A 24567-nucleotide genomic window follows, 5' to 3' on the forward strand; every position below is an offset into this window, starting at 1 on the left:
CTGCACCCATGTTGCCCCGCCGCCGCCACGAACTGCCGCCCACCGCCGGCCTGCCGCTGCAGCTCGGCGATCTGCGCCCGGGCCCGGCAACGCTGGCCGACGACGTCGCCGCCCTGCTGGGCACGCCGCCGCTGCAACTGGAATGTTCCGGCACCGCCTCGCTGCTGCTCGCGTTGACCACGCTGCACGAGCTGCAGCCGCAGCGCCGCCGCGTGGTGGTGCCGGCGTATACCTGCCCGCTGGTGGCGATCGCCGTGCAGCAGGCCGGGCTGGAACTGCAGCTGTGCGACCTCAAGCCCGGCCATTACGACATGGATCCGGTCGCGCTGCGCGCGGCCTGCGACGAACGCACGCTGGCGATCGTGCCCACCCACCTCGCCGGCCGCGTCGCCGACGTCGACGACGCGCTCGCCGTCGCACGCCAGCTCGGCGCGTACGTGATCGAGGATGCCGCGCAGGCGCTGGGGGCGCGCCGCGGCGACGCCAGCGTGGGGCTGGCCGGCGACGTGGGTTTCTTCAGCCTGGCCGCCGGCAAGGGCCTGTCGATCTACGAAGGCGGCCTGTTGCTGGCGCGCGACCCGGCGCTGCGCGAACGGCTGGCGCACACCGCCGCGCGCCTCGTGCCGCGCCGCGCCGGCTGGGAATGGCGGCGCAGCCTCGAACTGCTCGGCTACGCCGCGCTGTACCGGCCACGGGGCCTGCGCCTGGCCTACGGCGGTCCGCTGCGCCGCGCCTTGCGCCGCGGCGACCCGGTCGCCGCAGTGGGCGACGACTTTCCGCTGGCGATCCCGCTGCACCGCGTCGGCCGCTGGCGTCAGGCCGTCGGTGCCCATGCCGTGCCGCGACTGCCGGCATTTCTCGGCCAGCTGGCTACGCAAGCGCAACGTCACCTGTCGCGACTGCGCCGCATCGACGGCATCGAGGTGCTCGACGATCCCGCCGGTGCTCACGGCACCTGGCCGTTTCTGCTGTTGCTGCTGCCGGATCGGCAACGTCGCGATGCCGCGCTGGCGCAGCTGTGGTCGTCCGGCCTCGGCGTCAGCCGCCTGTTCATCCACGCCCTGCCCGACTACGCCTACCTCGCCCGCGTGGTTCCCGCCGCCGAGGTGCCGCACGCCCGCGACTTCGCCGCACGCACTCTCACCATCGGCAACAGTCCGTGGATGACCGATGCGGATGTCGAGGCGATCTGCGGCGTGCTGGAAGCGGTGTTGCGCTGACTACGCCGCGCGCGTTGCGATCGCCGCCAGCAGCTGCAGGTTCAGTGCGTGCTGCTGCGTCTGCCAGCCGGCGAGCTGCGCGGGATCGATTGCCGGCTGCGCATCCATCGCCGACAGGCGCCGTTTCCACCAGCTGCGGTAGCGGTAGTGCGAGACCTCGCCGTTGATGTCGCTGCCGACCAGGCCATGGCGCAGGCTGTCGATCAGCGCCAGCGCGTGCGGCAGCAGCAGGCGGCCCTGGTCCCAGTTCGTCCGTGCCACTTCGGCGGCAAACACATCCTTGTCGATCGACAGGTAGCTCGGCGCCGTCTGCGTGCGCTGGCATTCGATGAACGCATCGACCATCGCCTCGGCCGAGTCGAAACCACGGAACGCCCGCGCCAGGCCAAGCCGGCGCGCCCAGCGCGTGTCGACGCCCATGCTCCAGTAGGTCAGCTTGTGCCTGAGCAGCGGCGTGAGGTAGTTCTCCCACGCATGGCCACCACCGATGTCGCCGGAGGTGATGCCGAGCACATGCACCTGGCTGACCTGCGGCAACATCGCCACCTTGCGTACCCACGAGCCGCAATGCACGCCGAACGGGAAGCGCATGTTGTCCGGATGGTTGTCCAGCACCACCACCTGGAACGGCGTGGCCGGTCGCAGGCGCGCGATCAGCGGCCAGCTGAGGTGGTGGAAGTCGCCGCTGCCGGTGAACACGGTGCCATGGCGTTCCGGCAGCAGCTGGTCCAGCATCGTGCCGAAGCGCCGCATCGTCGCCAGCGAGCAGCCGAAGCGGATCGACTCCTGCCAGTGCTCCAGCGGCAGCACCAGGCGGTCCGGCAGCGGCCCGACCGAGCGGTCGATGTCGAGCACCACGGGACGGTTCGCGAGGTCATTCATCGGCGGCTTCCGCGGCCGTCTGCCAGTGGCGGTCGCTCTCGAAATGGCTGCCCAGACGGCGCAGCAGCGCGCGCAGCAGGGGGTTGCGGGCGTACACCGCATGACGGGTGAAGGTCATGCGGGCGCCGAGGAAGGATTTCACCTCGGGGTCGGTCCAGCCGGCCACGTAGTGGCTCAGGCCACGCTCGCGCGCGTAGCCGAGGTTGTGCATCCAGCTCACGAAGTAGAGGTTGTGTTCGCGCGCCGCCGGGTAGGCGAAGCCGATGTACTTGTCGATCAGCTTGCCACCGTGCTCGTAGCAGAGGTTCCAGCCGATCATCTCCCCTTCGTGGCGGTAGACGAACACCACGCCGCCGCTGGCCGCGTCCTGCAGCAACAGGCGGAAGAAGGCCGGACTCAGGCGGTCGAAGTGGATCGTGCTTTGTACGTACACGTTGTCGAACAGCGCGTAGAGCGCCGCCAGCGTCGTCTCGTCGCCGAAGCAGGCGTCGCCGGTGCGCAGCGTCTCGATCGCCAGCCCGGCGCGCGAGCGCAGCTTGCGCCGGATATTCTTGCGCCGGCCGGACGACAGCCGGGCCAGGTACTCGTCGTCCGAGCCGAAGTCGATCGGCACCCAGGCCAGTGCCTGGCCTTCCAGCAGCACGAAACCCTCGGCTTCGCAGGCTGCGGCGAAGGCGCGCGCGTGGGCGTTCGCCGCGTCGTCCAGCAGCGGCGAATCCTGCGCGATGTCCTTCACGATCAGCAACCGGCACTCGCTGCCGAAAGCCGTTTTCAGCCCATGCGCCAGCGCCACCGGCGCTACCTGCGGCGGCAGCGGCGCGTACTCGGTCACGGTGGTACCGGCGAAGCGGGTGCGCCAGCGCAGCAGCCGGCTCCAGTGGCGATACAGCGGCAGCGCGGCCACCCGCCGGCGCAGCGCGTCGTCGGCCGTGGTCAGCAGGTCGAACGGCGCCACGAAGGCCGGCATGCCCTGCGGCGAATGGTCCACCGCGAAACCGAGCGGCGGCTCGACCATGAACGCCGCAAGCAGCGCGTCCGGCTCCAGTTGCGAAATGAAAGGCATGAGTAAGCGAGTTTGCCTAGACTTGTGTCAGCTAGCCTGCGTGAGGCACCTTGCGCCAGCCTTCCATTGTTGCCTGCCATCAAGGACCCTGTCATGACCGCAACGACCCAGCAGCAAGTCTTCGAGATCATCGCCACGCAGGCCAAGATCGACGCGGCGACGATCAAGCCCGAATCCACCCTGAAGGACCTCGGTATCGCTTCGCTGGAGGCGATCGAGCTGATCTTCGACATCGAAGAGCACTTCGACATCACCTTCCCCGACCAGCAGGGCGCCAACTTCGACAGCGACACCGCGCAGAGCCTGGTCGACGCAGTGGACAAGGCGCTGGCCGACAAGGCTGCCGCCGGCGAGGGAGCGAACTGATGCAGAGCCTGCCGCTGCGCCGCGTGGTGATCACCGGCATGGGCGCAATCAGCCCGCTCGGCGTCGGTGCCGCGGCGCTGTGGCAAGGCCTGTGCGAAGGGCGCAGCGCGATTGGCCCGCTGCGCCACCCCGACGCCGAACGATTGCGCGTAAAGGTCGCCGCGCAGGTGCCGGCCAGCTTCGACCCGGCGGCGGACATCGACGAACGCACCCTGCCGATGCTCGACCGCACCTCGGAATTTGCGCTGCACGCGGCGCGTGAAGCGGTCGCTCAATCCGGGGTGGATTTCGCCAACCACGGACTCGGACTGCGCACCGCGGTGATCGTCGGCACCGGCGTGGGTGGCGAGACCACCCAGGACGAGCAGAGTCGGCGGCTGTACGCGGAGAATTCCAACCGCGCGCATCCGCTCACCATCGTGCGGCTGATGACCAACGCCTCGGCCAGCCAGATCAGCATCGCGTACGGTTTGCGCGGCCCCACCTTCGCGGTCGCCAGCGCCTGCGCCTCGGCCAACCACGCGATCATCCAGGCCGCACAAATGATCCGCTACGGCATGGCTGACGCCGCCATCACCGGCGGCACCGAGGCCTGCCTCACCTACGGCGCGCTGCGTGCGTGGGAAGCGATGCGCGTGCTGGCCGACGACACCTGTCGCCCGTTCAGCGCCAACCGGCGCGGCCTGGTGCTCGGCGAAGGCGCGGCCATCTTCGTGCTGGAATCCATGGAGCATGCGCAGGCGCGCGGCGCCACCATCCTCGCCGAACTGGCCGGCTGCGGCATGACCGCCGACGCCACCGACATCGTGATGCCCAGCGCGGAAGGCTCGTCCGCCGCGATGCGCCAGGCGCTGGACGACGCCGGCCTGGCGCCGCAGGACGTCGACTACATCAACGCCCACGGCACCGGTACCCAGGCCAACGACGCCACCGAGACGAAGGCGATCCGTCTCGCCTTCGGCGCGCACGCCGACCGCCTCGCGGTGTCCTCCACCAAGTCCATGCACGGCCACGCCCTGGGCGCCTCCGGCGCACTGGAACTGGTCGCCGCGATCGGTGCCCTGCGCGACAACGTGGTGCCGCCCACCGCGAACCTCGACAAGATCGACCCCGCCTGCGACCTCGACTACGTGCCGAACACCGCGCGCGAGATGCCGGTGCGGGCGGTGCTCAGCAACTCGTTCGCGTTCGGCGGGTTGAACGCGGTGCTGGCGTTGAAGCGGGCGCCCTGAGCGGGAACGCCTCAAGCAGCCCGCCTCTCACCCGTCATTCCTGCGAAGGCAGGAATCGCACTTCACCCGTCGCGCAAGACGACGCATGCCTTGTAGAAGCGCGCTTGTGCGCGATGCTCTCGGGGCATTCAGAGCGAAGAGCTTTCGTCTGCCTTCGGCAGCCGAGTTACTTTCTCTTTGCGTGGCCACGCATGCGCAGGAGCGCATGTGAACGGCGAAGCCGGCCCGAAGGGCGGAGGGCAGGATGCCCGGAGTGTCGACCCCGACTCACCACCGCACAGGGGCCCCCGGTAGAGCAGCGGGCCATCCTGGCCCGCACTTTCAGAAAAAGCCGGAGCAAAGCCAAAGCACCGCGCGCGGCCTGTCATGTCCCTTCACAAGGGCAAGAGTTACAGAGCCAATTGCTGATCGACCGCTTGAATCCAAGACCCGAAGCGGACGTTCACGGACCCGGCTCGCCGTCCGGCTATACGCTTGGTTGTGAGCCGGACTCGGCGAAGATAAGCTCCCTTCAGAACAAGGGGTTGCGTCAGAATTTCTTGGCGCGATCGCGCATGTATAACCGGGCTCACGGGTCCGCCTATTCAGTAGTTAGAGGTCGAAAACATGAAGCCACAAGAGCTCATGACACTTGCGCTACGAGTGTTGGCCGTTTTCGTAGCTTCGCAGGCCTTTGAATACCTAGCTGACGCTGCCGCCTTCGTGGTTATGCCGATGCAAAATGAGGTCGGCATGCCGTTCTCAATCATCGCCATAATTTCGTTGTTCGGGCCGGCATTCGCGGCAATCGTCATCTGGTGGTGTGCACCTCACCTCGCGAGGCTGGCGGCGCGGGGCATCAGCGATGAACCCGTGGCCCACGTAAACGTCCAGTCAGTTGTCAACGCAACATTCGTCGCCGCAGGCACGCTCATCTTCGTCTTTGCGTTTCCGGCGTTGGTCGCTACGGCTATTCGTGCGTTTGGCACGCCTTCGCTATCCATAGTCGCCTCGCTGGTATCAAGTGTTTTACGGTGCCTGCTCGGTGTTGTTCTTGTTTTTGGCTCTCGGGCTACGTCGAAGCTTCTGCTTCGGCTCCGTTACGCTGGCACCGGTGGTCGCAGCCTCTAACCATTCGTTCAAGGCGGACGGCTACGCCGCCGCTTAACTCCAGCGTTAGAACGGCTAGGGGAACTACACGGATGGCCGTCAATCAGCAGGCACAGCAATGCTGGGATCGAGCGTGTGATTGCCTCGCAACTGCAAAGATTTTTGAGCGCCGAGCAAGGGCATACCGTACCAAGCTGGATTGGCTTTCCTACTTGGGAATCGGGGGGACGCCGGGAGGGCGCCGACTGGTCGGTTGGCGGCACTTGCCCGATGGTCGCTGACCGACAAAAGAGGCGTTCGCGACCGTCATGTGTTCGGGAAGGCTCGTTGCCGCCACGCGGTTGTGCGAACACATGCTGTAAAACGCATTCAAGAAAAAGCCCGTTCCACATATCTCCGTCGTGAAGTAGCGTTGCCACCAATCAACGAGGAAACGAGCCATGAAAAGGGCAATGTTCCGCTGCTTGATGCTGCTGATTCCGATGTTTCCACTGATCGCGGCAGCGGCGCCCGGTTCCAGCCGGTATCTTTTCGTGTGGGCCATGGAAGCCAGTCATCCTCACGCCGCTGATACGGCAATGACGCCGGCCGGTATCGCCGCAAGGCGTGTTCGACTCGGACTGGGCAACGACTTCCTCGCCGTGTTCGATGTCGGTAAAGGACCGTCGTTCGGAAAGCTCGTGGCGATGCTGCCCGTTGGTGAGGCGGTGATGGCGCATCACACGAACTATGCGGAACCCCCGAATGGTGTCCTGTATGCCAACGACTGGTTCGGGAACAGTACTTACGTCTTTGACCTTCGTGACCCCGTGCATCCGCGGTTGGCGCGGAAATTCGGTAGCGTCGGCACTTTCGGCTATCCACACTCGTTCGCCTATCTGTCAAACGGAAATATGTTGGCGACCTTCCAGTATTCCGGCGGGTTCAATCATGCCTCGGGCGGACTGGTGGAATTCGATCCGCAAGGACGGGTCGTGAGAACTGCGTCGGCGATCGTGCCAGGGCATCCCAACATTCGCCCGTACAGCTTGGCAGTTGATGAAAAGCTCAACCGCGTAGTCACCGGCAGCGCGGACATGATGGGCGCGCAGCCCAGCCACGTGGCGCAGGTCTGGCAGCTTTCCGACCTGAAGTTGATCAGAACCCTGCCGCTGCCGCCGCAACCCGACTGGTTTTACGATACGGCTGCGGATTCGTCCGAGCCTCGCCTGCTGGCAGACGGCAAAACAGTCGTCGTACCGACGTTCAACTGCGGTCTTTTCCTGGTTCAGAACCTGGCGGGCGATAATCCATCGCTGCAACATGTCTATGACTTCGGCTACCGCACCTGCGAGGTGCCGGTAGTCGCGGGCAATTTTCTGGTGGAAACGATGCAGAGCGGGCACGCCATCGCGAGTCTCGACATGCATGATCCGGAACATCCTCGCGAAGTCAGCCGCATTCTGCTACCGCCGGATGAATACCCGCATTGGCTATCCCTCGAACCGGGCGGCAACCGTCTGGTTATCACGGGTTATGGCGCGCTCGATACCAAAGTGCGCTTCGCCACGATTGATCGCCGCACCGGCAAACTGACACTCGAGTCAGATGTGATCGAATTGACGCGCGCGTGGCCGGATGGTTGGAAGGGGAGCGCCATTCCGCACGGCACCGTTTTCAGCAACCCTTGAGGCGGTACTGCGAGGAAGCAATCCTCGCCAAGTCATGCGGGCGAACCATCGAAAGCCAATATCGTGGTCTCTTGCTTTTGAAGCTCTCGCTCTCTCCCAAATAACACACATAAGCGAGCGGGCTCCTGCAAAGGTATTCATTGCCAGGCGAAGTGCGATGCCTGCCTTCGCAGGCATGACGGATGTGAGGGTGCGATGCCTGCCTTCGCAGACATGACGGGGAGAGGGAGAAAGCCGCGGGTATGAAAAAGGCCCGGCAGTCACCTGCCGGGCCTTCGATCCACATTGCGACTATCAGCCCTTCTTGGCCTTCGTCAGCAACTGATCCAGCAGCGACATCGCCAGATCGATCTCCTCGTGGGTGATGTCCAGCGACGGCGCGAAGGTGATCACGTTCTTGTACCAGCCGCCCACGTCAAGCACGAGGCCGATCTTCTTGCCATTGTGCTCGAGGTCGCCGGCGAGGCCGATGTCGACCATCTTGTCGAGCAGTGCCTTGTTCGGGGTGAAGCCGTCCTCGGTGCAGATCTCCGCGCGCAGGGCGAGGCCCAGGCCGTCGACGTCGCCGATTTCCTTGTGCTTCTTCTGCAGCCCGCGCAGGCCTTCGAGGAAGTGCGCGCCCTTCTTCGGCACGGTGGTCTCGTAGTCCAGCTCGTAGCCCATCTTGATGACTTCGAGGCCGAGCGAGGTGCCCAGCGGGTTGGAGTTGAACGTGCTGTGGGTTGAGCCTGGCGGGAAGATGGTCGGGTTGATCAGCTCCTCGCGTGCCCACAGCCCGGACAGCGGGTTCAGGCCGTTGGTGAGCGCCTTGCCGAACACGACCACGTCCGGCGTCACGCCGAAATGTTCGATCGACCACAGCTTGCCGGTGCGCCAGAAACCCATCTGGATTTCATCGGACACCATCAGGATGCCGTACTGGTCGAGCACCTTCTTCAGGCCCTTGAAGAAGCCCGGCGGCGGGATCACGTAACCGCCGGTGCCCTGGATCGGCTCGACGTAGAACGCGGCGTACTCGCACTGGTTCGTCTTCGGATCCCACACGCCGTTGTATTCGGTTTCGAACAGGCGCGCGAACTGGTTCACGCAGCTGTCGGAATACTCCTCGGCGGTCATGCCCTTCGGGCGACGGAACGGGTACGGGAACGGCAGGAACATCGCACGCTCGCCGAAATGGCCGAAGCGGCGGCGGTAGCGGTAGCTGGAGGTGATCGACGAGGCGCCCAGCGTGCGGCCGTGGTAGCCGCCCTCGAAGGCGAACATCAGGCTCTTGCCGTTCTTGTAGTTGCGCACCAGCTTGAGCGAATCCTCGATCGCCTGCGCGCCGCCCACGTTAAAGTGCACGCGGCCGTCCAGGCCGAACTTCTTCTTGGCGTCCAGCGCCACCGTCTTGGCCAGCTCGATGCGAGTCTGGTGCAGGTACTGGCTGGCCACCTGCGGCAGCAGGTCGATCTGGTTCTTCAGCACGTTATTGAGGCGCTTGTTGCCGTAGCCGAAGTTGACCGCCGAGTACCACATCTGCAGGTCGAGGAACGGCACGCCGGCGGTGTCGTACATGTAACTGCCTTCGCAGGTGCGAAAGATCTTCGGCGGGTCCACGTAATGCACGGTGTCGCCGAACGAGCTGTACTTCGCCTCGTCGGCAAGCAGCTGGGCGTCGTCGATCACCGCGGAGGCGTTCTTGTCGAAAACATTCATCGGAAATCCGGAGTCGGTAAACAGGATGGGAAAAGCACGCGGGCTGGTGGCGGTCAGGCCAGCGCGACCGGCGCCGGCACGGCAGGGCGGTCGAACAGGCTGCCGTCGAGCAGTTGCGGCAACAGTTCGAGCGCGTCCTCGAAGCCGGTGATCGGCACGTAGGGAATGCCGGCGGCGCGGCAATGCTCAATCAGCCGGTGCTTGGCGAATACGAAGTCGACGTGGTCGGCGGCGCAGAAATCCGAGGCGCCGTCGCCGATCAGCAAGGTCTTCGCGCCCGTTTCGCGGGCCTGGGCCACGCAAGCGCACTTGCAGGTACCACTGCGGCAGCCGTCGGCCTGGAACGGCGAAGTCAACTGCCACTGTTTCGGTGGTGTGGCCGGCGCCAGGTGGTTCGCCGCCAGCGGCAGGTCGTCCAGGCCGTAGCGGGCGAGGATCCGGTGGATCGCATAATCGAGACCGTCGCTGACCACGCGGATCGGCACGCCCAGTTCGCGCGCCTTCGCCACGAAACCCGGAAACGCGTGGTCGATCCACATCTCGGCCAGGTGTGCGTCGAGTTCGGCGCGGCTCATCTGCAACAGGTCGACCTGCCCGGCCATGCACTCGCGCGAACCGATCCGGCCGGCGCGCCAGTCCTGTTCCAGCACTTCCCAGCCGGGACGACCGAAACGGTCGAGCAGCGAGTCGATCACGTCCTCGACGGAGATGGTGCCGTCGAAGTCGCACAGGATGGTCCAGCCGGAAACGGGCATCGTTGGCACACTCGCATGGATGATGCCGTGCAGCCTAGGAAAGCTGTCTTTCGGCGCCCTTTCCCCTTTCCGAACGGATGCTGAGCGCGCGCATCGCGTCGTCCACCGAAGCGCACCGGCAACCCGTATGCTGCCGCCCCATGCCGGATCGCCACTCCCATCTGCTGCGACTTCGCCTGCTGCTGGCAGCGTGCCTGCTGTGGCCGCTGGGTTGCATGGCGGCGACCGACTCCACCCTGTTTGCCGTCGGCGTCGGCATGCAGCGCATGCCCAGCTGGCCAGGCGCCAGGAGCCAGCACAGCGAGCCGGTACCGTACTTCGACATCGAACTGCCCGGCCACGGCAGTTTCTCCACGCTGGACGGACTGCAGGTCGACCTGATCCGCGGCAGTACCTGGCACGGCGGCATTCATGGCGATTACCAGTGGGGGCGTTCGCGCGACGATCTCGGCAGCCTGCGTGGCAAGATCGCGCCGCTGTCGCCACGGATCAACCTGGGCGGCTACCTGGAATGGCAGCTCACCCGGCAGGTCGACGTTGGCGCCACCCTCAGCCACGACATCAACGGTGCCGGCGCCTATCTTGGCCTGTATGCCGAATGGGATCTGCCGTCGCTGGGTCTGCTCCAGCAATCCTTCGAGCTGCGCTGGCAGGCAATGAACGCGCCGGCGATGAACCGCTTCTTCGGCATCGATCCGCAAGCCGCGCGTGCGCTGTCGGTGCAGGCATGGCAACCCGGCGCCGGCAGTCAGCTCGCCTCGCTGGAGTACGACCTGTTCATGCCCACCAGCCAGCACACCGGCGTGGCGCTGGCACTGGTCTACGGGCGCCTGCTCGGCGATGCCGCCGGCAGCCCGCTGGTCACCCGCTACGGCTCGCAGACGCAGTTGTCGGAATCGCTGGCGTTCGTCTACCACCTGTGAGGCCACACGCGATTTCGGCATACACCCGCTGCTGACAAGGGCTTCTGCCGGCGTTACGGCGTCACGGTGTTACGGCAAAACCCGGTGGATCTCAGCGGTCGTCGCGGGTCCAGATGGCGTCGTCTTCCTCGCGCACCGGGAAACTCGCGATCGGCTCGTACGCCGGCGGTTTCGTCACCGCGCCGGTGCGCAGGTCGAAGCGGGCGCCATGGCGGGGGCATTCCACCTCGAAGCCGAACACCTCGCCGCCGGCCAGGTCGCCGCCGTCGTGGGTGCAGGTGTCTTCCACCGCGTACAGCGCGCCGTCGATGTTGTACACCGCGATCGGCGTGTCGCCGTCCCACACCACCTTGTACTCGCCCGGCAGGAAATCGCTGCGGGTGCCGACCCGTACCCAGCCGGTCATGCCGTCACCTCGTCGAAGTCCTTGCGCAATACCTCGAAGCGCAGATCGTCGCGGCGCGGGATGCCGAAACGCTCGTCGCCGTACGGGAACGGCTGGTATTCACCGGTGCGCCGGTAACCACGGCGGCCATACCAGGCAATCAGCTCCTCGCGCTGCACGATCACCGTCATGCGCATCCCGCGGCAATGCCACTCCTCGCGCGCGATCCGTTCGGCCTCGGCCAGCACCTGCTTGCCCAGGCCGCTGCCCTGCTCGCCGGGATCGACCGCGAACATGCCGAAATAGCCGTTGTCGCCCTGGCGCTCGACATGGCAGCTGGCCATGAGCCGGCCATCGCATTCGGCCAACAGCACGCGGCTGTCGGGACGCTCGATCAACGCGCGTACGTCGTCCGCATCCGTGCGCTGGCCGTCCAGCAGGTGCGATTCGGTGGTCCAGCCGCGCAGGCCGGATTCGCCGCGATAGGCGGATTCGACCAGCGCCACGATGGCGTCGACATCGGCCGTGGTCGCCGCGCGGAAAACGGGAAGGGTCTGGGTGCTCATCGCCGCGATGATAGTGCGCCACCCGGCGCGCCCACCATGACCTGAAACAGGCGGACCGGGCATGACCTTCGACACTGGGCAGCTCACCGGACGCCTGCCTAGCCTGCGGGGATCGCAATTTATTGCGACATCCGCACCGACCGGACGCCTGCGTCCCCCGACCCGAAGGAAACCCTCCATGAAGCACCGTTGCATGAAGCCGCTGGCATTTGTCCTGGCGATGACGCTGGGCGGCAGCGCCTTGGCCGCCTCCACCACCGCTTTCGACGTAGCCGAACTGGACGGCTCGATCAATGCCTGCACCGACTTCAACGGCTTCGTCAACGCGAAATGGGTGGCCGCCAACCCGATCCCCGCCGACCGCACGCGCTGGGGGTCGTTCGACGCGCTGCGCGAGGGCAGCCTCAACGTGCAGCGCGAGATCGTCGAGAAGGCCGCGCGCGAAGCGGCCACCGCCGCACCGGGTTCGATCGAGCAGAAGATCGGCTATCTGTATGCCTCCGGCATGGACACGGCGGCCATCGACAAGGCCGGCTTCGACCCGATCAAGCCGCAGCTGGCGCGCATCGCCACGTTGAAGAACGGCGCCGATGTGGCCGCCTACATCCGTGACAGCTACGCCCGCGGCGAGCCGGTACTTTTCAGCTTCGGCGGCAACGCGAACTTCAAGGATTCCAACCAGGAGATCGCGTACGCCGGCCAAGGCGGGTTGGGGCTGCCGACCACCGACTACTACAGCAAGCCGGACTTCGCGAAGATCCGCACCGCCTACGTGGCACACATCGCCAAAATGCTCGAACTCACCGGCATCAGCCCCGCCGACGCGCAGAAGCAGGCGACAGCCGTACTGGCCTTCGAAACGCGCCTTGCCGCCGCCTCACTGCCGCGCGTGGAAATGCGCAAGCCGGAAAACCGCTACCACTTCGTCAGCATCGCCGAGGCTGACAAGGTCACGCCGGGCTTCGACTGGGCCGCGTTCTTCAAGGCGCAGGGCGCCGACGTGACGAAGGGCTTCTCGCTGTCACAGCCGAAGTTCTTCGCCGAAATGCAGAAGATGCTCGGTGATGTACCCGTCAGCACCTGGCAGGCCTATTTCCGCTACCACGCCATCTCGAATGCGGCGCCGTACCTGTCTGCGCCGTTCCAGCACGAAGACTTCGCGTTCGAACAGCAGACGCTCAACGGCCAGAAGGAAATGCAGCCACGCTGGAAGCGCGTGCTGGAAACCACCAACGGCAGCATGGGCATGGCACTCGGCCAGTTGTACGTGGTGGACAACTTCCCGGCCAGCTCGAAGCAGCGCGCCGAGGTGCTGGTGAAGAATCTGAGCGCCGCGTTCAGGACGCGCATCGAACAGCTGGAATGGATGAGCGACGCGACCAAGCAGAAGGCGCTGGAGAAATGGGCCACCTTCGTGCCGAAGATCGGCTACCCGGACAAGTGGCGCGACTGGAGCGGCCTCACTCTCGCGCCAGACAACTACTACGCCAACGTGCAGGCGGCGCGCCAGTTCAACTACGCATACCGCGTGGCCAAGATCGGCAAGCCGGTCGACCGCACCGAGTGGGGCATGACCCCACAGACGGTGAACGCCTACTACAGCGCGCAGAAGAACGAGATCGTGTTCCCGGCGGCGATCCTGCAGCCGCCGTTCTTCGACGCCAGCGCGGATGATGCGATCAACTACGGCGGCATCGGCGCGGTGATCGGTCACGAGATGGGGCACGGCTACGACGACCAGGGCAGCAAGTTCGACGCCAGCGGCAACAACGTCAACTGGTGGACCGACGCCGATCGCACGGCGTTCGAGGCGCGTACCGCGAAGCTCGGCGCGCAGTTCGACGGTTACGAGGCGCTGCCCGGCAAGCACGTCAACGGCCAGCTCACCATGGGCGAGAACATCGGCGACCTGGGCGGCCTGAACGCGGCGTACACCGCGTTGCAGATGGCGCTGTCGAAAAACCCGGCCGAAGCGAGCCGCAAGATCGACGGCTATACCCAGGACCAGCGCTTCTTCCTGAACTGGGCCCGCGTCTGGCGTGGCAGCATCCGTCCCGAAGCGCAGCTGACCCTGCTCAACACCGACCCGCACGCACCGGCAAAATTCCGCGCGATCGGTGCGCCGTCGAACATGCCGGAATTCGCCAGGGCGTTCCAGTGCAAAAGTGGTGACGCGATGGTGCGCGACGGCGCGAAGCAGGTGAAGATCTGGTAAGCCAGTGCACCTGAGTCACCCGAAGCCGCGGCCGCGAGGCCGCGGCTTTTTCATGCCTGCGGCATCACGCCGACGGCGACACCCGGCTTGCCTCGTAGATCTTCAGATGGGTGTAGACCACAGCCAGCAGCGAGCGCTCGTCACGCGACCGGTCGGCGCGCGCCAGCATGTCGCCAACCACATGATCGGCTTCGATCGGATGCCCGTGCTGCAGGTCGCGCAGCATAGAGGCGGTCAGCGTAGAACCGGCCTCGGTCAGCACGCTGCGAGCGCGTTGCAGGGTCTTCTCGCTGGGTGCGTGGCCGGACCGTTCCGCCACGGCGCGGCAGTCCTCCAGCAGGTCCAGCGCTGCGGCGGTGCCGCCGGGCGCAGCCACGATATCGCCGACCGAACCGCGCATCAGACAGGTGATCCCGGCCAGCGTGGCCAGGAAGATCCACTTGTCCCACATCTCCTGCAGGACTGTGCTGCTTGGACGCGCGTCGAAGCCCGCATCGGAAAGGGCCTGCGTGATCTGCTGCATGCGCCCGGACGCGCTGCCGTCGCGCTCGCCGAAGGTAAGGCTGTGCGAGGTGTTGAGGTGCCGCACGGTGCCATCTGCATCCAGTGTGGCGGCGATCACGCACTGCCCGCCAAGCACGTGCGGCGCACCGAAGCGCGCGTCCAGCAGGTCGAGCTGACGCATGCCGTTGAGCAGCGGCAGGATCGCGGTGTCGGGCCCCACCGCCGGCGCGATGTCGGCCATCGCCTGCTCCAGGCCATACGCCTTGCAGCTCAGCAGGATCAGGTCGTACGGCCCGCGCAGGCCGCTGGCCAGCACGGTGGGTGGCGACGACAGCTCGGCATCGCCGGTGGCGCTCCTGATCGACAGGCCGTGCTGCGCCAGTTGCGCCGCGCGCTTTTCGCGCACCAGGAACGTCACGTCGCGCCCGTGCTGCAGCAGCCGGCCGCCGAAGTAGCCACCAGTAGCGCCCGCACCCACGATCAGAATACGCATCTCACTCTCCAGTCGGTGCGGCATCCGCCGCCGTCAGCATGCGCGTGGCCCGGGCGTCCTTCTCGCTCCACAGCGCATTCACCCACAGCTTGACGCGCCCGCGGAACGCCGCGTCGTCGTCGTAGCTGCCTACCAGGGTGGCGTCGATCGGCAGCTCGCGCACGTGCACGCGGATGTCGTGCACGCGGCCGGCGATCAGGTCCATCATCGTGCCACGGCCTTCCGGGTAGACGATGGTGACGTCGAGGACTGCATGCAACGCGTCGCCCATCGCGTCCAGCACGAACGCCAGCCCGCCGGCCTTCGGCCGCAGCAGGTGCCGGTACGGCGAGGACTGCGCGTCGTGCTTGGCCGGCGTGAAGCGGGTGCCTTCGACGAAATTCATCACCGACACCGGCATATGCCGGAACTTCGCGCAGGCACGGCGAGTGGCCTCCCGGTCCTTGCCCTGCAGCTCGGGATGGCGCAGCAGGGTTTCCCTCGAATAGCGCTTCATGAACGGGAAATCCAGCGCCCACCATGCCGGCCCCAGCAGCGGCACCCAGATCAGCTGGCTCTTGAGGAAGAAACGCAGGAACGGGATGCGCCGGTTGAACACCTTCTGCAATACCGGGATGTCCACCCAGCTCTGGTGGTTGCACAGCACCAAGTAGTTGCCGTCGCGGCGCAGGCCGGCCAGCCCCTCGACCTGCCAGCGGATGCGGGTGAACAGGCCGAACAGGAAGTTGTTGACCCCGATCCAGCTCTCCGCGATCGCCACCAGCGCGCGCGAACAGGCCTGCCGGATCGCGTGCAGCGGCACGATCATCTTGACCAGGGCGAGCGCGAACAGCGGCAGCACGTGCAGCAGGATGTTGATGGCGAGCAGCAGCATGGCCAGCAGGATGCGGATCGGGCCGGGGAGCTTGGCAAGCATGGGGTCGGTCGTGGCGGGTGGGACGGGAAGCATAATGCCGACGGCAGCGACAGACCATGCGGCCGGCGCTGCTTCACATCAGCAGCTTGCGCACCTTGAGCAGTGCCACCACGAACGCGTCGATCTCCTCGCGCGTGTTGTAGAACGCCAGCGAGGCGCGCAGCGTGGCCGGCACACCGTAGAACTGCATCAGCGGGTGCGCGCAGTGGTGGCCGGAGCGCACGGCGACGCCCTGCAGGTCGAGCAGGGTGGCCATGTCGGTGGCCTGGGCGCCTTCCAGCAGGAACGAGATCACCGGCTCCTTCTGCGCCGCCTCGCCGATGATGCGCAGGCCGGGAATCTCGCGCAGCCTTTCGGTGGCATAGGCCAGCAGGTTCTGCTCCCACGCATGGATCGCCGCGAAACCGATCGACTCGTAGTAGTCGATCGCTGCCGATAGTCCAACGAAGCCGGCGATGTTCGGCGTGCCGGCCTCGAACTTGTGCGGTGGCGCGGCGAAGGTGGTGCCGCTGAAGCACACCTCGCGGATCATCTCGCCACCGCCGAAGAACGGCGGCATCGCCTCCAGGTGTTCGCGCTTCGCCCACAGCACGCCAGTGCCTGTGGGGCCCAGCATCTTGTGCCCGGTGAGCGCGTAGAAATCGCAGCCCAGCGCCTGCACGTCGACCGGCCGGTGCGGCACCGCCTGCGAGCCGTCGACCAGCAGCGGAATGCCGCGCTTTTTGCATTCGCGCGCGATCTCGCGCACCGGGTTGACCGTGCCCAGCACGTTGGAGACGTGGGTGACGCAGGCCAGCTTCACCTCCGGCGTCAGCATGGCGACGTACTTCTCCACGATCAGCTCGCCGCGCTCGTCGATCGGCGCGGCCTTGGCCGAGGCGCCGCTGCGCGCGGCCACCAGCTGCCACGGCACGATGTTGGCGTGGTGTTCCATCACCGTGGTGAGGATGCTGTCGCCGGGCTTCAGCTGCGGCAGTGCGTAACTGTAGGCGACCAGGTTGATCGACTGGGTGGTGCCGGAAGTGAGGATCACCTCGTTGCGTGACGGCGCGTTGATGAAGCGAGCCAGCTTGTCGCGCGCGCCCTCGTAGGCGGTGGTGGCTTCCTCGCCCAGCTGATGCACCGCCCGCGCCACGTTCGCGTTGTGTTCGCGGTAGTGGTTATCCACCGCCTCGATCACCGACAGCGGCTTCTGGCTGGTGTTGGCGTTGTCGAAGTACACCAGCGGCTTGTCGTGTACCGTGCGCGCCAGCAGCGGGAAATCCGCGCGGATGCGCTGGACGTCGAAGACGGTGGGCGTGCTGGCTTGTGATGAAGTCATCTTCGACATTTCCAAGGGTGGCCCCTCCCCTGTGGACAGGGGAGGGTCGGGGTGGGGTCTGCTCTTGATCTTCAAGTCAAAAGCCTTACCCCCTCCCAACCTCCCCCTGCGCAGCAGGGGGAGGAGACAAGGGCATCAGGCGGGCAACTGCGCGATCAGCAACACCGACAGATGCTCGCGCAGCGCCTGGTTCGGCAGATCGTCCAGCACCGCGCGGCAGAACGCGGCGGTCAGCAGCGCGCGCGCCTCGGCCAGCGGGATGCCGCGCGAACGCAGGTAGAACAGCGAGCGCTCGTCGAGTTGGCCCACGGTGGCGCCGTGCGCGGCCTTCACCTCATCGGCGTAGATCTCCAGTTCCGGCTTGGTGTCGATCTCGGCGCTCGGCGACAGCAGCAGGTTCTTGTTGCTGAGGCTGGCATCGCTGCCGTCGGCGCCGGGGGCCACCACGATCGCGCCGCGGAATACCCCGCGCGCGCGGTCGTTGGCAACGCCGCGCCAGGTGGAGGTGGAGGCGGTGTCCAGCGCCTGGTGGCGGATCGCCAGCTGGGTGTCGATGTGCTGGCGGCCGTGCGGCATGAACGCGCCGCGGGTATGCAGCTGCGCTCCGTCGCCGACCAGTTCGGCCTGCAGGTCGTGCCGCACCAGTGCGCCGCCCAGTTCCAGCACATGCAGCCGTGCTTCGGCGCGCGCATGCAGGCGCAGGCCGCTGCGGCGGATCAGGTTGGTGCCGGCTGCGGCGTTCTGCAGCACGACGTGATGAAGCTGTGCGCCTTCGTGCAATTCGATGTCGCTGACCAGGGTGGTCAACTGGGCCTGCTCACTGTTGCCCACGTAATGCTCGACCAGGCTCAGCGAGGCGCCCTCGCCCAGCTCGATCACGTTGCGCGCATGCCAGGCCAGTTCGGCTTCTGCGGCGGCACCGACGAAGACCAGGTGCACCGGCGCGCTGATCTTCGCGTGGGCAGCAACTCGCAGCACCACGCCATCGCCGGCGTTGGCGGCGTTGATCCGCACGAACGCGTCGCCAGCCTCGCGGACGTGCCCGACCAGAGCCGGCCGCGCCAGCGCGAAGCGCAGCGGCTCCGCATCGCCGCGCAGCGCCTGCGACAACGGCTGCAGCGAAAGCCCGTCGGGCAGCGCATCGAGCGCCGACAGGTCGGCACGGAACACTCCGTTGACGAAGACCAGCCGCGGCCCGTCGACGCCGGGCAACGCGAACGTCGCCGCATCGACGACGCGCGTCGCGGCGGCCACATCGCCACCGGCGAAGCGGCGCTGGCCGAGTCCGCGCAATGCGGTGTACTTCCACGCCTCGACCCGCGCATCAGGCAAGCCGCTGGCGGCGAACGCGGCGCGGTTGTCGCGGCGCGCCTCATCCAGCCAGGCGATGCCGCTGGCCGGCAGTGGCGCGTCTAGCAGTGAGGCGACCAGCGGCGTGGAAGCCGACGGGTTCATGCCGCCGCCCCCGCGCCAAGCCCGGCATAGCCGTGCTGTTCCAGTTTCAGCGCCAGCGACTTGTCACCGCTCTCCACGATGCGGCCATTCGCCAACACGTGCACGAAATCCGGCACCACGTAGTCGAGCAGGCGCTGGTAGTGGGTGATCATCAGGAACGCGCGATCGGGCGAGCGCAGCGTGTTGACACCCTGCGCGACCTGCTTCAGCGCATCGATGTCCAGGCCCGAATCGGTCTCGTCGAGGATCGCCAGCTGTGGCTCCAGCACCGCCATCTGGAAGATCTCGTTGCGCTTCTTCTCGCCGCCGGAGAAACCCTCGTTGACCGCGCGGTGCAGCAGCTCGTCGGAGATCTGCATCACCTTCAGCTTCTCGCGCACCAGCTTGAGGAACTGCATGGAATCCAGCTCCTTCTCGCCGCGCTGCTTGCGCTGCGCATTCAGTGCGGCGCGCAGGAAGTAGGTGTTGTTGACGCCGGGAATCTCCACCGGGTACTGGAACGCCAGGAACACGCCGGCAGCAGCACGCGCTTCCGGCGCCAGCGCGAGCAGGTCGATGCCGTTGTAGGTCACGCTGCCGGCGGTCACCTCGTAACCGTCGCGGCCGGACAGCACGTTGCCCAGCGTCGACTTGCCGGCGCCGTTCGGCCCCATGATCGCGTGCACCTCGCCCGCGTTCACGCTGAGGCTGAGCCCCTTGAGGATTTCCTTGCCCTCGACGCGGGCATGCAGGTTTTCGATTTTGAGCATGGCTCTTTATGCCTTCGCAGCTTTTACTGTCGTCATTCCCGCGCAAGCGGGAATCCAATGTCGGAGTGCCGCAAGAGCGTCAATGGATTCCCGCTTGCGCGGGAATGACGGCCTTGAGGGGAAATCGCAATCGATCAACCCACCGCGCCTTCGAGGCTTACCTCAAGCAGTTTCTTCGCCTCCACCGCGAACTCCATCGGCAGTTCGCGGAAGACCTGCTTGCAGAAGCCGTCGACGATCATCGACACGGCGTCTTCCTCGGCGATGCCGCGGCTGCGGCAGTAGAACATCTGCTCGTCGGAGATCTTCGAGGTGGTCGCCTCGTGCTCGACGATGGCGGTGGGGTTCTTCACTTCCATGTACGGGAAGGTGTGCGCGCCGCACTGCTTGCCGATCAGCAGGCTGTCGCACTGGGTGTAGTTGCGCGCGCCCTCGGCGCCCTTCTCCATCTTCACCAGGCCGCGGTAGCTGTTGGAACTCTTGCCGGCGCTGATGCCCTTGGAGACGATCTTCGACTTGGTGTGCTTGCCGAGGTGGATCATCTTGGTGCCGGTATCGGCCTGCTGGAAGTGGTGGGTCAACGCCACCGAGTAGAACTCGCCCACCGAGCGGTCGCCGCGCAGCACCACGGAAGGGTACTTCCAGGTGATCGCCGAGCCGGTTTCCACCTGGGTCCAGCAGATCTTCGAATCGTCGCCGCGGCAGTCGCCGCGCTTGGTCACGAAGTTGTAGATGCCGCCCACGCCGTTCTCGTCGCCGGGGTACCAGTTCTGCACGGTGGAGTACTTGATCTGCGCCCCTTCCAGTGCCACCAGCTCGACCACCGCCGCGTGCAGCTGGTTCTCGTCGCGCTTGGGCGCCGTGCAGCCTTCGAGGTAGGAGACGTGGGCGCCTTCCTCGGCCACGATCAGGGTGCGCTCGAACTGGCCGGTGTTCTGCGCGTTGATGCGGAAATAGGTGGAAAGCTCCATCGGGCAGCGCACGCCCTTGGGGATGAACACGAAGCTGCCGTCGGAGAACACCGCCGAGTTCAGCGCGGCGAAGAAGTTGTCGCCGGTGGGGACGACGCTGCCCAGGTACTTCTGCACGATCTCGGGATATTCGCGGATCGCCTCGCTCATCGAGCAGAACAGCACGCCGGCCTCGGCCAGCTGTTTGCGGAAGGTGGTGCCGACCGAGACCGAGTCGAATACCGCGTCCACCGCCACGCCGGCCAGCGCGGCGCGCTCGTGCAGCGGCACGCCGAGCTTCTCGTAGGTTTCCAGCAACGCCGGATCGACCTCGTCCAGCGATTTTGGCTGCTTCTTCGGCGCGGCGTAGTAGCTGATCGCTTGGTAGTCGATCGGATCGATGTTGAGCTTGGCCCAGTCCGGCTTGGGCATGGTCAGCCAGTGGCGGTAGGCCTCAAGCCGCCACTCGGTCATCCACTCCGGCTCGCGCTTGACCGCGGACAGCGCGCGGATGGTGCCTTCGTCCAGGCCCGGCGGCAGGCCGGTCATCTCGATCTCGGTGACGAAGCCGGCGCTATAGCTGCGGGCAAGGACCTCGGCCACGCCCGCGTTGTCGCGCAACGTGGCAGCGGTGCTGCTCTGATTGTTCATGATCTCGTTCATTCGGTGGTGATCCGGCGGGCTTTCGTCGGCATCGCGATCTCGCCCAGCGGTACGGCGGCTACCCTGCGCGATGGCCGCGGCGGCTGCGGCTTGAGCATGTCGGCCAGGCTGACCGCACGCAGCGCGTGGTCCAGCACGTTGTTGATCAGTTGCCAGCTGCCGCGCACGCCGCACTGCGACTCGCGGTCGCACTGCCCTTCGGCGACGCTGCATTCGGTCATGCCGATCGGACCTTCGATGGCTTCGACAATCTCGGCCAGCGAGATCTCGCCGGCCGGCCGGGCCAGCCGGTAGCCGCCGTTGACGCCGCGGAACGACTCGACCAGTGCGGCGTGACCGAGCGCCTTCAGCAGCTTGCTGACCGTGGGCAGTTCCAGCCGCGCTTCATCGGCGATCTGCACCGCGCTGAGCACCTCGGCCGGGTGCGCGGCGATGCAGGTCATCACCACGGTGGCGTAATCGGTGAGTCGGCTGACGCGGAGCATGGGCTCGGGCTGGGTCGCTTGAATCGGGACTAAAATGGTACTGATTCGATGCCGCGCGGTCAATGCCACGCTGCTCAACGCCTCGTCACGACGCCGGCGGATCGCTAAGCTGGCGCCATTCCGTTGCCCATGGTTGCCATGACCCCGATTCCCGACCGCGCCGTCGCCCGCCTCGCCTGGACCCGCCATGTGCTGGACGACGCCAGCCTGACCCTGGCATCCGCCTCGGCCGACGCCAGTTTCCGCAGCTACTGGCGCACCAGGCGCGGCGGACAAAGCTGGATCGTGATGGATTCGCCGCCGGAGCGCGAAGACCCGCGGCCGTGGCTGGCGATCGGCGCGCGGCTGGCCGCTGCCGGACTGCACGTGCCGGCCGTGCAGGCGCACGACCTGCAGCAGGGCTTCCTGCTGATCGAGGATCTCGGCTCACGGCTGTATCTGGCCGAATTGAACGACGCGAACGCGGACAGGCTCTACGGCGACGCGATGGATGCGCTGCTGGCGATGCAGACGCGCGTGGCCAGCGACGACCTGCCGCCGTTCGACCACGCCGTGCTGGTCGGCGGGCTGGAAGTGATGCCCGAATGGTTCCTGACGCGCCACCTCGGCCACCCGCCGAGCTGCGGGGAATGGGACGTGCTGGAAGCCGCATTCGACGTGATCGTGCGCAACGCGCTGGCGCAGCCGCGCTGTTTCGTGCACCGCGATTTCCACAGCCGCAACTTGCTGGTGGTCGGCGAGAACAACCCGGGGATCATTGACTTCCAGGGCGCGCTGCACGGCCCGCTCACCTACGACCTCGCCTCGCTGCTGCGCGACGCCTACATCGCGTGGCCGCGCGAACGCGTCGAAGGCTGGGTGGAGTCCTATCGGCGGCGCCTGCTGGGCGCCGGCGTGATCGACGCCAGCGTGGATACCGCGCGCTTCCTGCGCTGGTTCGACCTCACCGGCCTGCACCGCCACGTGCGCGTGCTGGGCCAGTTCTACCGGCTGTGGTACCGCGACGGCAAGCCGGGCTACCTCAAGGACGTGCCGCAGGTGTACCGCTACGTGATCGAGGTGGCGGGCCGTTACCCCGAGCTGGCCAACTTCGCCGCGTTGCTGGAACGGCATGCGGCCGGCCGCGACCTCACGCAGGTGGCGGCGTGAGGCACGCGCTGATCTTCGCCGCCGGCCTCGGTGAACGCATGCGTCCGCTGACCGACCGCACGCCCAAGCCGCTGCTGCCGGTGGCCGGCAAGCCACTGATCGTGTGGCACCTGGAAAAACTCGCCGCAGCCGGCGTGCATTACGTGGTGATCAACACCTCGCACCTGGCCGAGCAGTTCCCTGCCGCGCTGAGCGACGGCTCGCGCTGGGGCCTGCGTATCCGCTATGCGTACGAAGGCCCGACGCCACTGGAAACCGGCGGCGGCATGCTGAATGCGCTGCCGCTGCTCGGTCATGAACCCTTCCTCGTGGTGAGCGGCGACGTGTGGTGCGACGTGGATTTCAGCGTGCTGCCCGCCGAGCCGCGGGGCCTCGTGCACCTGCTGATGGTGGACAACCCCGCGCATCACCCTCGCGGCGATTTCCGGCTGGACACCGAGGGCCGCCTGCACGACGACGGCGAACCCCGGCTCACCTACAGCGGCATCGGCGTGTTCCGCCGCGAATTGCTGGACGGCTGGCGCGAGGCCGTCGGCGCTGCGCCGGGCGCCGAGGCGAAACCGCCGCGCTTCAAGCTGCGTCCGCTGCTGGAGACGGCGATGGCAAGCGGCAGGATCGATGGCTCGCAGCATCGTGGCGCATGGACCGATGTCGGTACGCCGCAGCGGCTGGCCGAACTGGAATCCGCACTGCGCGGGTAACGTGCGAACGGTCGGGACAGCAAAACGGCCCGGTGGGGACCGGGCCGTTTTTCGTTTCGTGGAGCTACTCCTCTGCCCTTCGGGCATCTCCCCTGCGAGCAGGGGAGAGAACAGCAGCATCACCCGCCTTGCGGGCGATGCTTGCTCAGGGTCGCCGCGCCAGCTCCGGGTTTTCCTTGGTGACCGGCATCAGGTCCTTCTTCGACACGCCCAGCCACAGCAGGATCGGGCTGGCCACGAAGATCGAGGACAAGGTGCCGACCACGATGCCGATCAGCATGGTGACGGCGAAGCCGTGCACTGCGGTGCCGCCGTAGAAGTACAGCGCGCCCATGGTGATGCCGGTGAACAGCGAGGTGATGATGGTCCGCGACAGGGTGTTGTTGATCGAGCGGTTGAGGATCTCTTCCGGCTCGGCCTTGCGCGCCAGCCGGAACAACTCGCGGATGCGGTCGAACACCACCACCTTGTCGTTGATCGAGTAACCGATCACCGCCAGCACCGAAGCCAGCACGGTCATGTCGAACTCGCGCTGCACCAACGCCAGGATGCCGAGCGTCACCAGCGTGTCATGGATTTCGGTGGCCACCGCGGCGATCGCGAAGCGGCGCTCGAAGCGGATCCACAGGTAGGCCATGATGCCCAGGATCACGAACACCGCCGCCACGGTACCGTCGCTGCGCAACTCCTGGCCCACCTGGGCGCTGACGTAGTCGCGGCTCTTCAGCTTTGCGTCTGGACGGGACACATGCAGCACCTTGATGACGTCGGCGGCGATGCGGTCGAGATTGAACTTGCCGGCCGCATCGACGGCACCGGGGTCGTCCTTCGGCTGCAGCCGGATCGACACTTCGCGGGTGCCACCCAGGCTCTGCACCATCGCGTTGTGGATGCCGCCCTTCTCCAGCGCGCCGCGCACCTCGGAGATCTCCACCGACTGGCCGTAGTCGACCACCATCGACACGCCGCCGGTGAAGTCCAGTCCGTAGTTGAGGCCCTTGAATGCGATCAGCCCGATCGAGGCGACCATCAGGAAGATGGCGATGGCAATGGTGTACTTGCGCATCCCCAGGAAGTGGATGTTGCTGTCGTGATTGAAAATTTCCATGGGGGTTCC

The 24567-nt window shown here is 66.4% G+C and carries 23 protein-coding genes; 9 read left to right on the top strand and 14 right to left on the bottom strand.

What is annotated here, in order from left to right; genetic code table 11:
- Nucleotides 1–8 precede the first annotated feature (8 nt).
- Entirely contained in the window at nt 9–1220 is a 1212-nt protein-coding gene (locus QQA13_RS10740) for a DegT/DnrJ/EryC1/StrS family aminotransferase (protein ID WP_108472437.1), read from the top strand.
- Here the strand turns inward: QQA13_RS10740 and QQA13_RS10745 are convergent, their stop codons facing one another.
- Entirely contained in the window at nt 1221–2102 is an 882-nt protein-coding gene (locus QQA13_RS10745) for an arginase family protein (protein ID WP_108472436.1), read from the bottom strand.
- Nucleotides 2095–3165, bottom strand: coding sequence for a GNAT family N-acetyltransferase (locus QQA13_RS10750; protein WP_108472435.1), 1071 nt, complete (start codon nt 3163–3165; stop codon nt 2095–2097). The genes QQA13_RS10745 and QQA13_RS10750 overlap by 8 nt, the downstream gene beginning before the upstream one ends.
- A gap of 93 nt (nt 3166–3258) precedes the next feature.
- Here QQA13_RS10750 and QQA13_RS10755 point away from each other — a divergent pair, with 93 nt between their 5' ends.
- The 4 genes from QQA13_RS10755 (at nt 3259) to QQA13_RS10770 (ending at nt 7522) form a co-directional block, all read left to right on the top strand.
- On the top strand, nt 3259–3531 hold the full coding sequence (locus QQA13_RS10755; protein WP_108472434.1) for a phosphopantetheine-binding protein: 273 nt from the start codon (nt 3259–3261) through the stop codon (nt 3529–3531).
- Nucleotides 3531–4763, top strand: a complete 1233-nt coding sequence (locus tag QQA13_RS10760; protein ID WP_108472433.1) for a beta-ketoacyl-[acyl-carrier-protein] synthase family protein — start codon at nt 3531–3533, stop codon at nt 4761–4763. The genes QQA13_RS10755 and QQA13_RS10760 overlap by 1 nt, the downstream gene beginning before the upstream one ends.
- Nucleotides 4764–5369: 606 nt before the next feature.
- On the top strand, nt 5370–5873 hold the full coding sequence (locus tag QQA13_RS10765; protein ID WP_108472432.1) for a hypothetical protein: 504 nt from the start codon (nt 5370–5372) through the stop codon (nt 5871–5873).
- Between the two features lie 419 nt (nt 5874–6292).
- A complete protein-coding gene (locus QQA13_RS10770) occupies nt 6293–7522 on the top strand; it encodes a YncE family protein (RefSeq protein WP_159082208.1) in 1230 nt (409 codons plus the stop codon).
- A 294-nt stretch (nt 7523–7816) separates the two neighbouring features.
- On the opposite strand, the gene QQA13_RS10775 is transcribed toward QQA13_RS10770, so the two are convergent.
- Nucleotides 7817–9220, bottom strand: coding sequence for an aspartate aminotransferase family protein (locus tag QQA13_RS10775; RefSeq protein WP_108472430.1), 1404 nt, complete (start codon nt 9218–9220; stop codon nt 7817–7819).
- A gap of 53 nt (nt 9221–9273) precedes the next feature.
- A complete protein-coding gene (locus tag QQA13_RS10780; RefSeq protein WP_108472429.1) occupies nt 9274–9975 on the bottom strand; it encodes an MtnX-like HAD-IB family phosphatase in 702 nt (233 codons plus the stop codon).
- 140 nt (nt 9976–10115) lie between these two features.
- Here QQA13_RS10780 and QQA13_RS10785 point away from each other — a divergent pair, with 140 nt between their 5' ends.
- Complete coding sequence (locus QQA13_RS10785) at nt 10116–10898, top strand: MipA/OmpV family protein (protein WP_108472634.1); 783 nt, start codon at nt 10116–10118, stop codon at nt 10896–10898.
- A 91-nt stretch (nt 10899–10989) separates the two neighbouring features.
- Here QQA13_RS10785 and QQA13_RS10790 read toward each other — a convergent pair whose 3' ends face one another.
- Both QQA13_RS10790 and QQA13_RS10795 read right to left on the bottom strand, forming a co-directional pair.
- Nucleotides 10990–11304, bottom strand: coding sequence for a non-heme iron oxygenase ferredoxin subunit (locus tag QQA13_RS10790; RefSeq protein ID WP_108472428.1), 315 nt, complete (start codon nt 11302–11304; stop codon nt 10990–10992).
- Nucleotides 11301–11849 carry a GNAT family N-acetyltransferase gene (locus QQA13_RS10795; protein WP_108472427.1) on the bottom strand — a complete coding sequence of 183 codons (549 nt, stop codon included), beginning with the start codon at nt 11847–11849 and terminating at the stop codon, nt 11301–11303. Before QQA13_RS10795 ends, QQA13_RS10790 begins: the two co-directional genes overlap by 4 nt.
- 178 nt (nt 11850–12027) lie before the next feature.
- Between QQA13_RS10795 and QQA13_RS10800 the strand changes: the two genes are divergently transcribed.
- A complete protein-coding gene (locus QQA13_RS10800; RefSeq protein WP_108472426.1) occupies nt 12028–14064 on the top strand; it encodes a M13 family metallopeptidase in 2037 nt (678 codons plus the stop codon).
- 64 nt (nt 14065–14128) lie between these two features.
- Here QQA13_RS10800 and panE read toward each other — a convergent pair whose 3' ends face one another.
- The 7 genes from panE to QQA13_RS10835 form a co-directional block, all read right to left on the bottom strand.
- Nucleotides 14129–15061 (bottom strand): 2-dehydropantoate 2-reductase, encoded by a 933-nt coding sequence (gene panE / locus QQA13_RS10805; protein WP_108472425.1) that lies wholly within the window; start codon nt 15059–15061, stop codon nt 14129–14131.
- Between the two features lies 1 nt (nt 15062).
- Nucleotides 15063–15977 carry an acyltransferase gene (locus QQA13_RS10810; RefSeq protein ID WP_108472424.1) on the bottom strand — a complete coding sequence of 305 codons (915 nt, stop codon included), beginning with the start codon at nt 15975–15977 and terminating at the stop codon, nt 15063–15065.
- Nucleotides 15978–16050: 73 nt separating this feature from the next.
- On the bottom strand, nt 16051–17307 hold the full coding sequence (locus tag QQA13_RS10815) for a cysteine desulfurase (protein ID WP_428992343.1): 1257 nt from the start codon (nt 17305–17307) through the stop codon (nt 16051–16053).
- Between the two features lie 126 nt (nt 17308–17433).
- Complete coding sequence (sufD, locus tag QQA13_RS10820) at nt 17434–18753, bottom strand: Fe-S cluster assembly protein SufD (RefSeq protein ID WP_108472423.1); 1320 nt, start codon at nt 18751–18753, stop codon at nt 17434–17436.
- Nucleotides 18750–19502, bottom strand: coding sequence for a Fe-S cluster assembly ATPase SufC (gene sufC / locus QQA13_RS10825; RefSeq protein ID WP_108472422.1), 753 nt, complete (start codon nt 19500–19502; stop codon nt 18750–18752). The genes sufD and sufC overlap by 4 nt, the downstream gene beginning before the upstream one ends.
- A 134-nt stretch (nt 19503–19636) precedes the next feature.
- Nucleotides 19637–21103 carry a Fe-S cluster assembly protein SufB gene (sufB, locus tag QQA13_RS10830; protein ID WP_199909861.1) on the bottom strand — a complete coding sequence of 489 codons (1467 nt, stop codon included), beginning with the start codon at nt 21101–21103 and terminating at the stop codon, nt 19637–19639.
- 8 nt (nt 21104–21111) lie between these two features.
- Nucleotides 21112–21600, bottom strand: coding sequence for an SUF system Fe-S cluster assembly regulator (locus tag QQA13_RS10835; protein ID WP_108472420.1), 489 nt, complete (start codon nt 21598–21600; stop codon nt 21112–21114).
- A gap of 138 nt (nt 21601–21738) precedes the next feature.
- Between QQA13_RS10835 and QQA13_RS10840 the strand changes: the two genes are divergently transcribed.
- Together QQA13_RS10840 and murU are read left to right on the top strand one after the other, a co-directional pair.
- Nucleotides 21739–22749: an aminoglycoside phosphotransferase family protein gene (locus QQA13_RS10840; RefSeq protein ID WP_108472419.1), complete on the top strand. Its 1011-nt coding sequence runs from the start codon at nt 21739–21741 to the stop codon at nt 22747–22749.
- Nucleotides 22746–23450 (top strand): N-acetylmuramate alpha-1-phosphate uridylyltransferase MurU, encoded by a 705-nt coding sequence (murU, locus tag QQA13_RS10845; protein WP_108472418.1) that lies wholly within the window; start codon nt 22746–22748, stop codon nt 23448–23450. Before QQA13_RS10840 ends, murU begins: the two co-directional genes overlap by 4 nt.
- A gap of 145 nt (nt 23451–23595) precedes the next feature.
- Here the strand turns inward: murU and secF are convergent, their stop codons facing one another.
- Complete coding sequence (gene secF, locus QQA13_RS10850) at nt 23596–24558, bottom strand: protein translocase subunit SecF (protein ID WP_108472417.1); 963 nt, start codon at nt 24556–24558, stop codon at nt 23596–23598.
- Nucleotides 24559–24567: the final 9 nt, after the last annotated feature.

The sequence above is a fragment of the Rhodanobacter thiooxydans genome (genome assembly GCF_030291135.1).
In the GTDB taxonomy this organism is placed as follows: Bacteria; Pseudomonadota; Gammaproteobacteria; order Xanthomonadales; family Rhodanobacteraceae; genus Rhodanobacter; species Rhodanobacter thiooxydans_A.

What these genes read in the sequence shown, in the direction of transcription:
- QQA13_RS10760 (WP_108472433.1), top strand. Translation starts at nt 3,531, where the DNA reads ATGCAGAGCCTGCCGCTGCGCCGCGTGGTGATCACCGGCATGGGCGCA.
- QQA13_RS10745 (WP_108472436.1), bottom strand. Translation starts at nt 2,102, where the DNA reads ATGAATGACCTCGCGAACCGTCCCGTGGTGCTCGACATCGACCGCTCG.
- QQA13_RS10795 (WP_108472427.1), bottom strand. Translation starts at nt 11,849, where the DNA reads ATGAGCACCCAGACCCTTCCCGTTTTCCGCGCGGCGACCACGGCCGAT.
- QQA13_RS10840 (WP_108472419.1), top strand. Translation starts at nt 21,739, where the DNA reads ATGACCCCGATTCCCGACCGCGCCGTCGCCCGCCTCGCCTGGACCCGC.
- QQA13_RS10815 (WP_428992343.1), bottom strand. Translation starts at nt 17,307, where the DNA reads ATGTCGAAGATGACTTCATCACAAGCCAGCACGCCCACCGTCTTCGAC.
- QQA13_RS10750 (WP_108472435.1), bottom strand. Translation starts at nt 3,165, where the DNA reads ATGCCTTTCATTTCGCAACTGGAGCCGGACGCGCTGCTTGCGGCGTTC.
- QQA13_RS10800 (WP_108472426.1), top strand. Translation starts at nt 12,028, where the DNA reads ATGAAGCACCGTTGCATGAAGCCGCTGGCATTTGTCCTGGCGATGACG.
- QQA13_RS10775 (WP_108472430.1), bottom strand. Translation starts at nt 9,220, where the DNA reads ATGAATGTTTTCGACAAGAACGCCTCCGCGGTGATCGACGACGCCCAG.
- QQA13_RS10790 (WP_108472428.1), bottom strand. Translation starts at nt 11,304, where the DNA reads ATGACCGGCTGGGTACGGGTCGGCACCCGCAGCGATTTCCTGCCGGGC.
- QQA13_RS10755 (WP_108472434.1), top strand. Translation starts at nt 3,259, where the DNA reads ATGACCGCAACGACCCAGCAGCAAGTCTTCGAGATCATCGCCACGCAG.
- QQA13_RS10785 (WP_108472634.1), top strand. Translation starts at nt 10,116, where the DNA reads ATGCCGGATCGCCACTCCCATCTGCTGCGACTTCGCCTGCTGCTGGCA.
- QQA13_RS10765 (WP_108472432.1), top strand. Translation starts at nt 5,370, where the DNA reads ATGAAGCCACAAGAGCTCATGACACTTGCGCTACGAGTGTTGGCCGTT.
- QQA13_RS10835 (WP_108472420.1), bottom strand. Translation starts at nt 21,600, where the DNA reads ATGCTCCGCGTCAGCCGACTCACCGATTACGCCACCGTGGTGATGACC.
- QQA13_RS10780 (WP_108472429.1), bottom strand. Translation starts at nt 9,975, where the DNA reads ATGCCCGTTTCCGGCTGGACCATCCTGTGCGACTTCGACGGCACCATC.
- panE (WP_108472425.1), bottom strand. Translation starts at nt 15,061, where the DNA reads ATGCGTATTCTGATCGTGGGTGCGGGCGCTACTGGTGGCTACTTCGGC.
- QQA13_RS10770 (WP_159082208.1), top strand. Translation starts at nt 6,293, where the DNA reads ATGAAAAGGGCAATGTTCCGCTGCTTGATGCTGCTGATTCCGATGTTT.
- sufB (WP_199909861.1), bottom strand. Translation starts at nt 21,103, where the DNA reads ATGAACAATCAGAGCAGCACCGCTGCCACGTTGCGCGACAACGCGGGC.
- sufD (WP_108472423.1), bottom strand. Translation starts at nt 18,753, where the DNA reads ATGAACCCGTCGGCTTCCACGCCGCTGGTCGCCTCACTGCTAGACGCG.
- QQA13_RS10740 (WP_108472437.1), top strand. Translation starts at nt 9, where the DNA reads ATGTTGCCCCGCCGCCGCCACGAACTGCCGCCCACCGCCGGCCTGCCG.
- secF (WP_108472417.1), bottom strand. Translation starts at nt 24,558, where the DNA reads ATGGAAATTTTCAATCACGACAGCAACATCCACTTCCTGGGGATGCGC.
- QQA13_RS10810 (WP_108472424.1), bottom strand. Translation starts at nt 15,977, where the DNA reads ATGCTTGCCAAGCTCCCCGGCCCGATCCGCATCCTGCTGGCCATGCTG.
- sufC (WP_108472422.1), bottom strand. Translation starts at nt 19,502, where the DNA reads ATGCTCAAAATCGAAAACCTGCATGCCCGCGTCGAGGGCAAGGAAATC.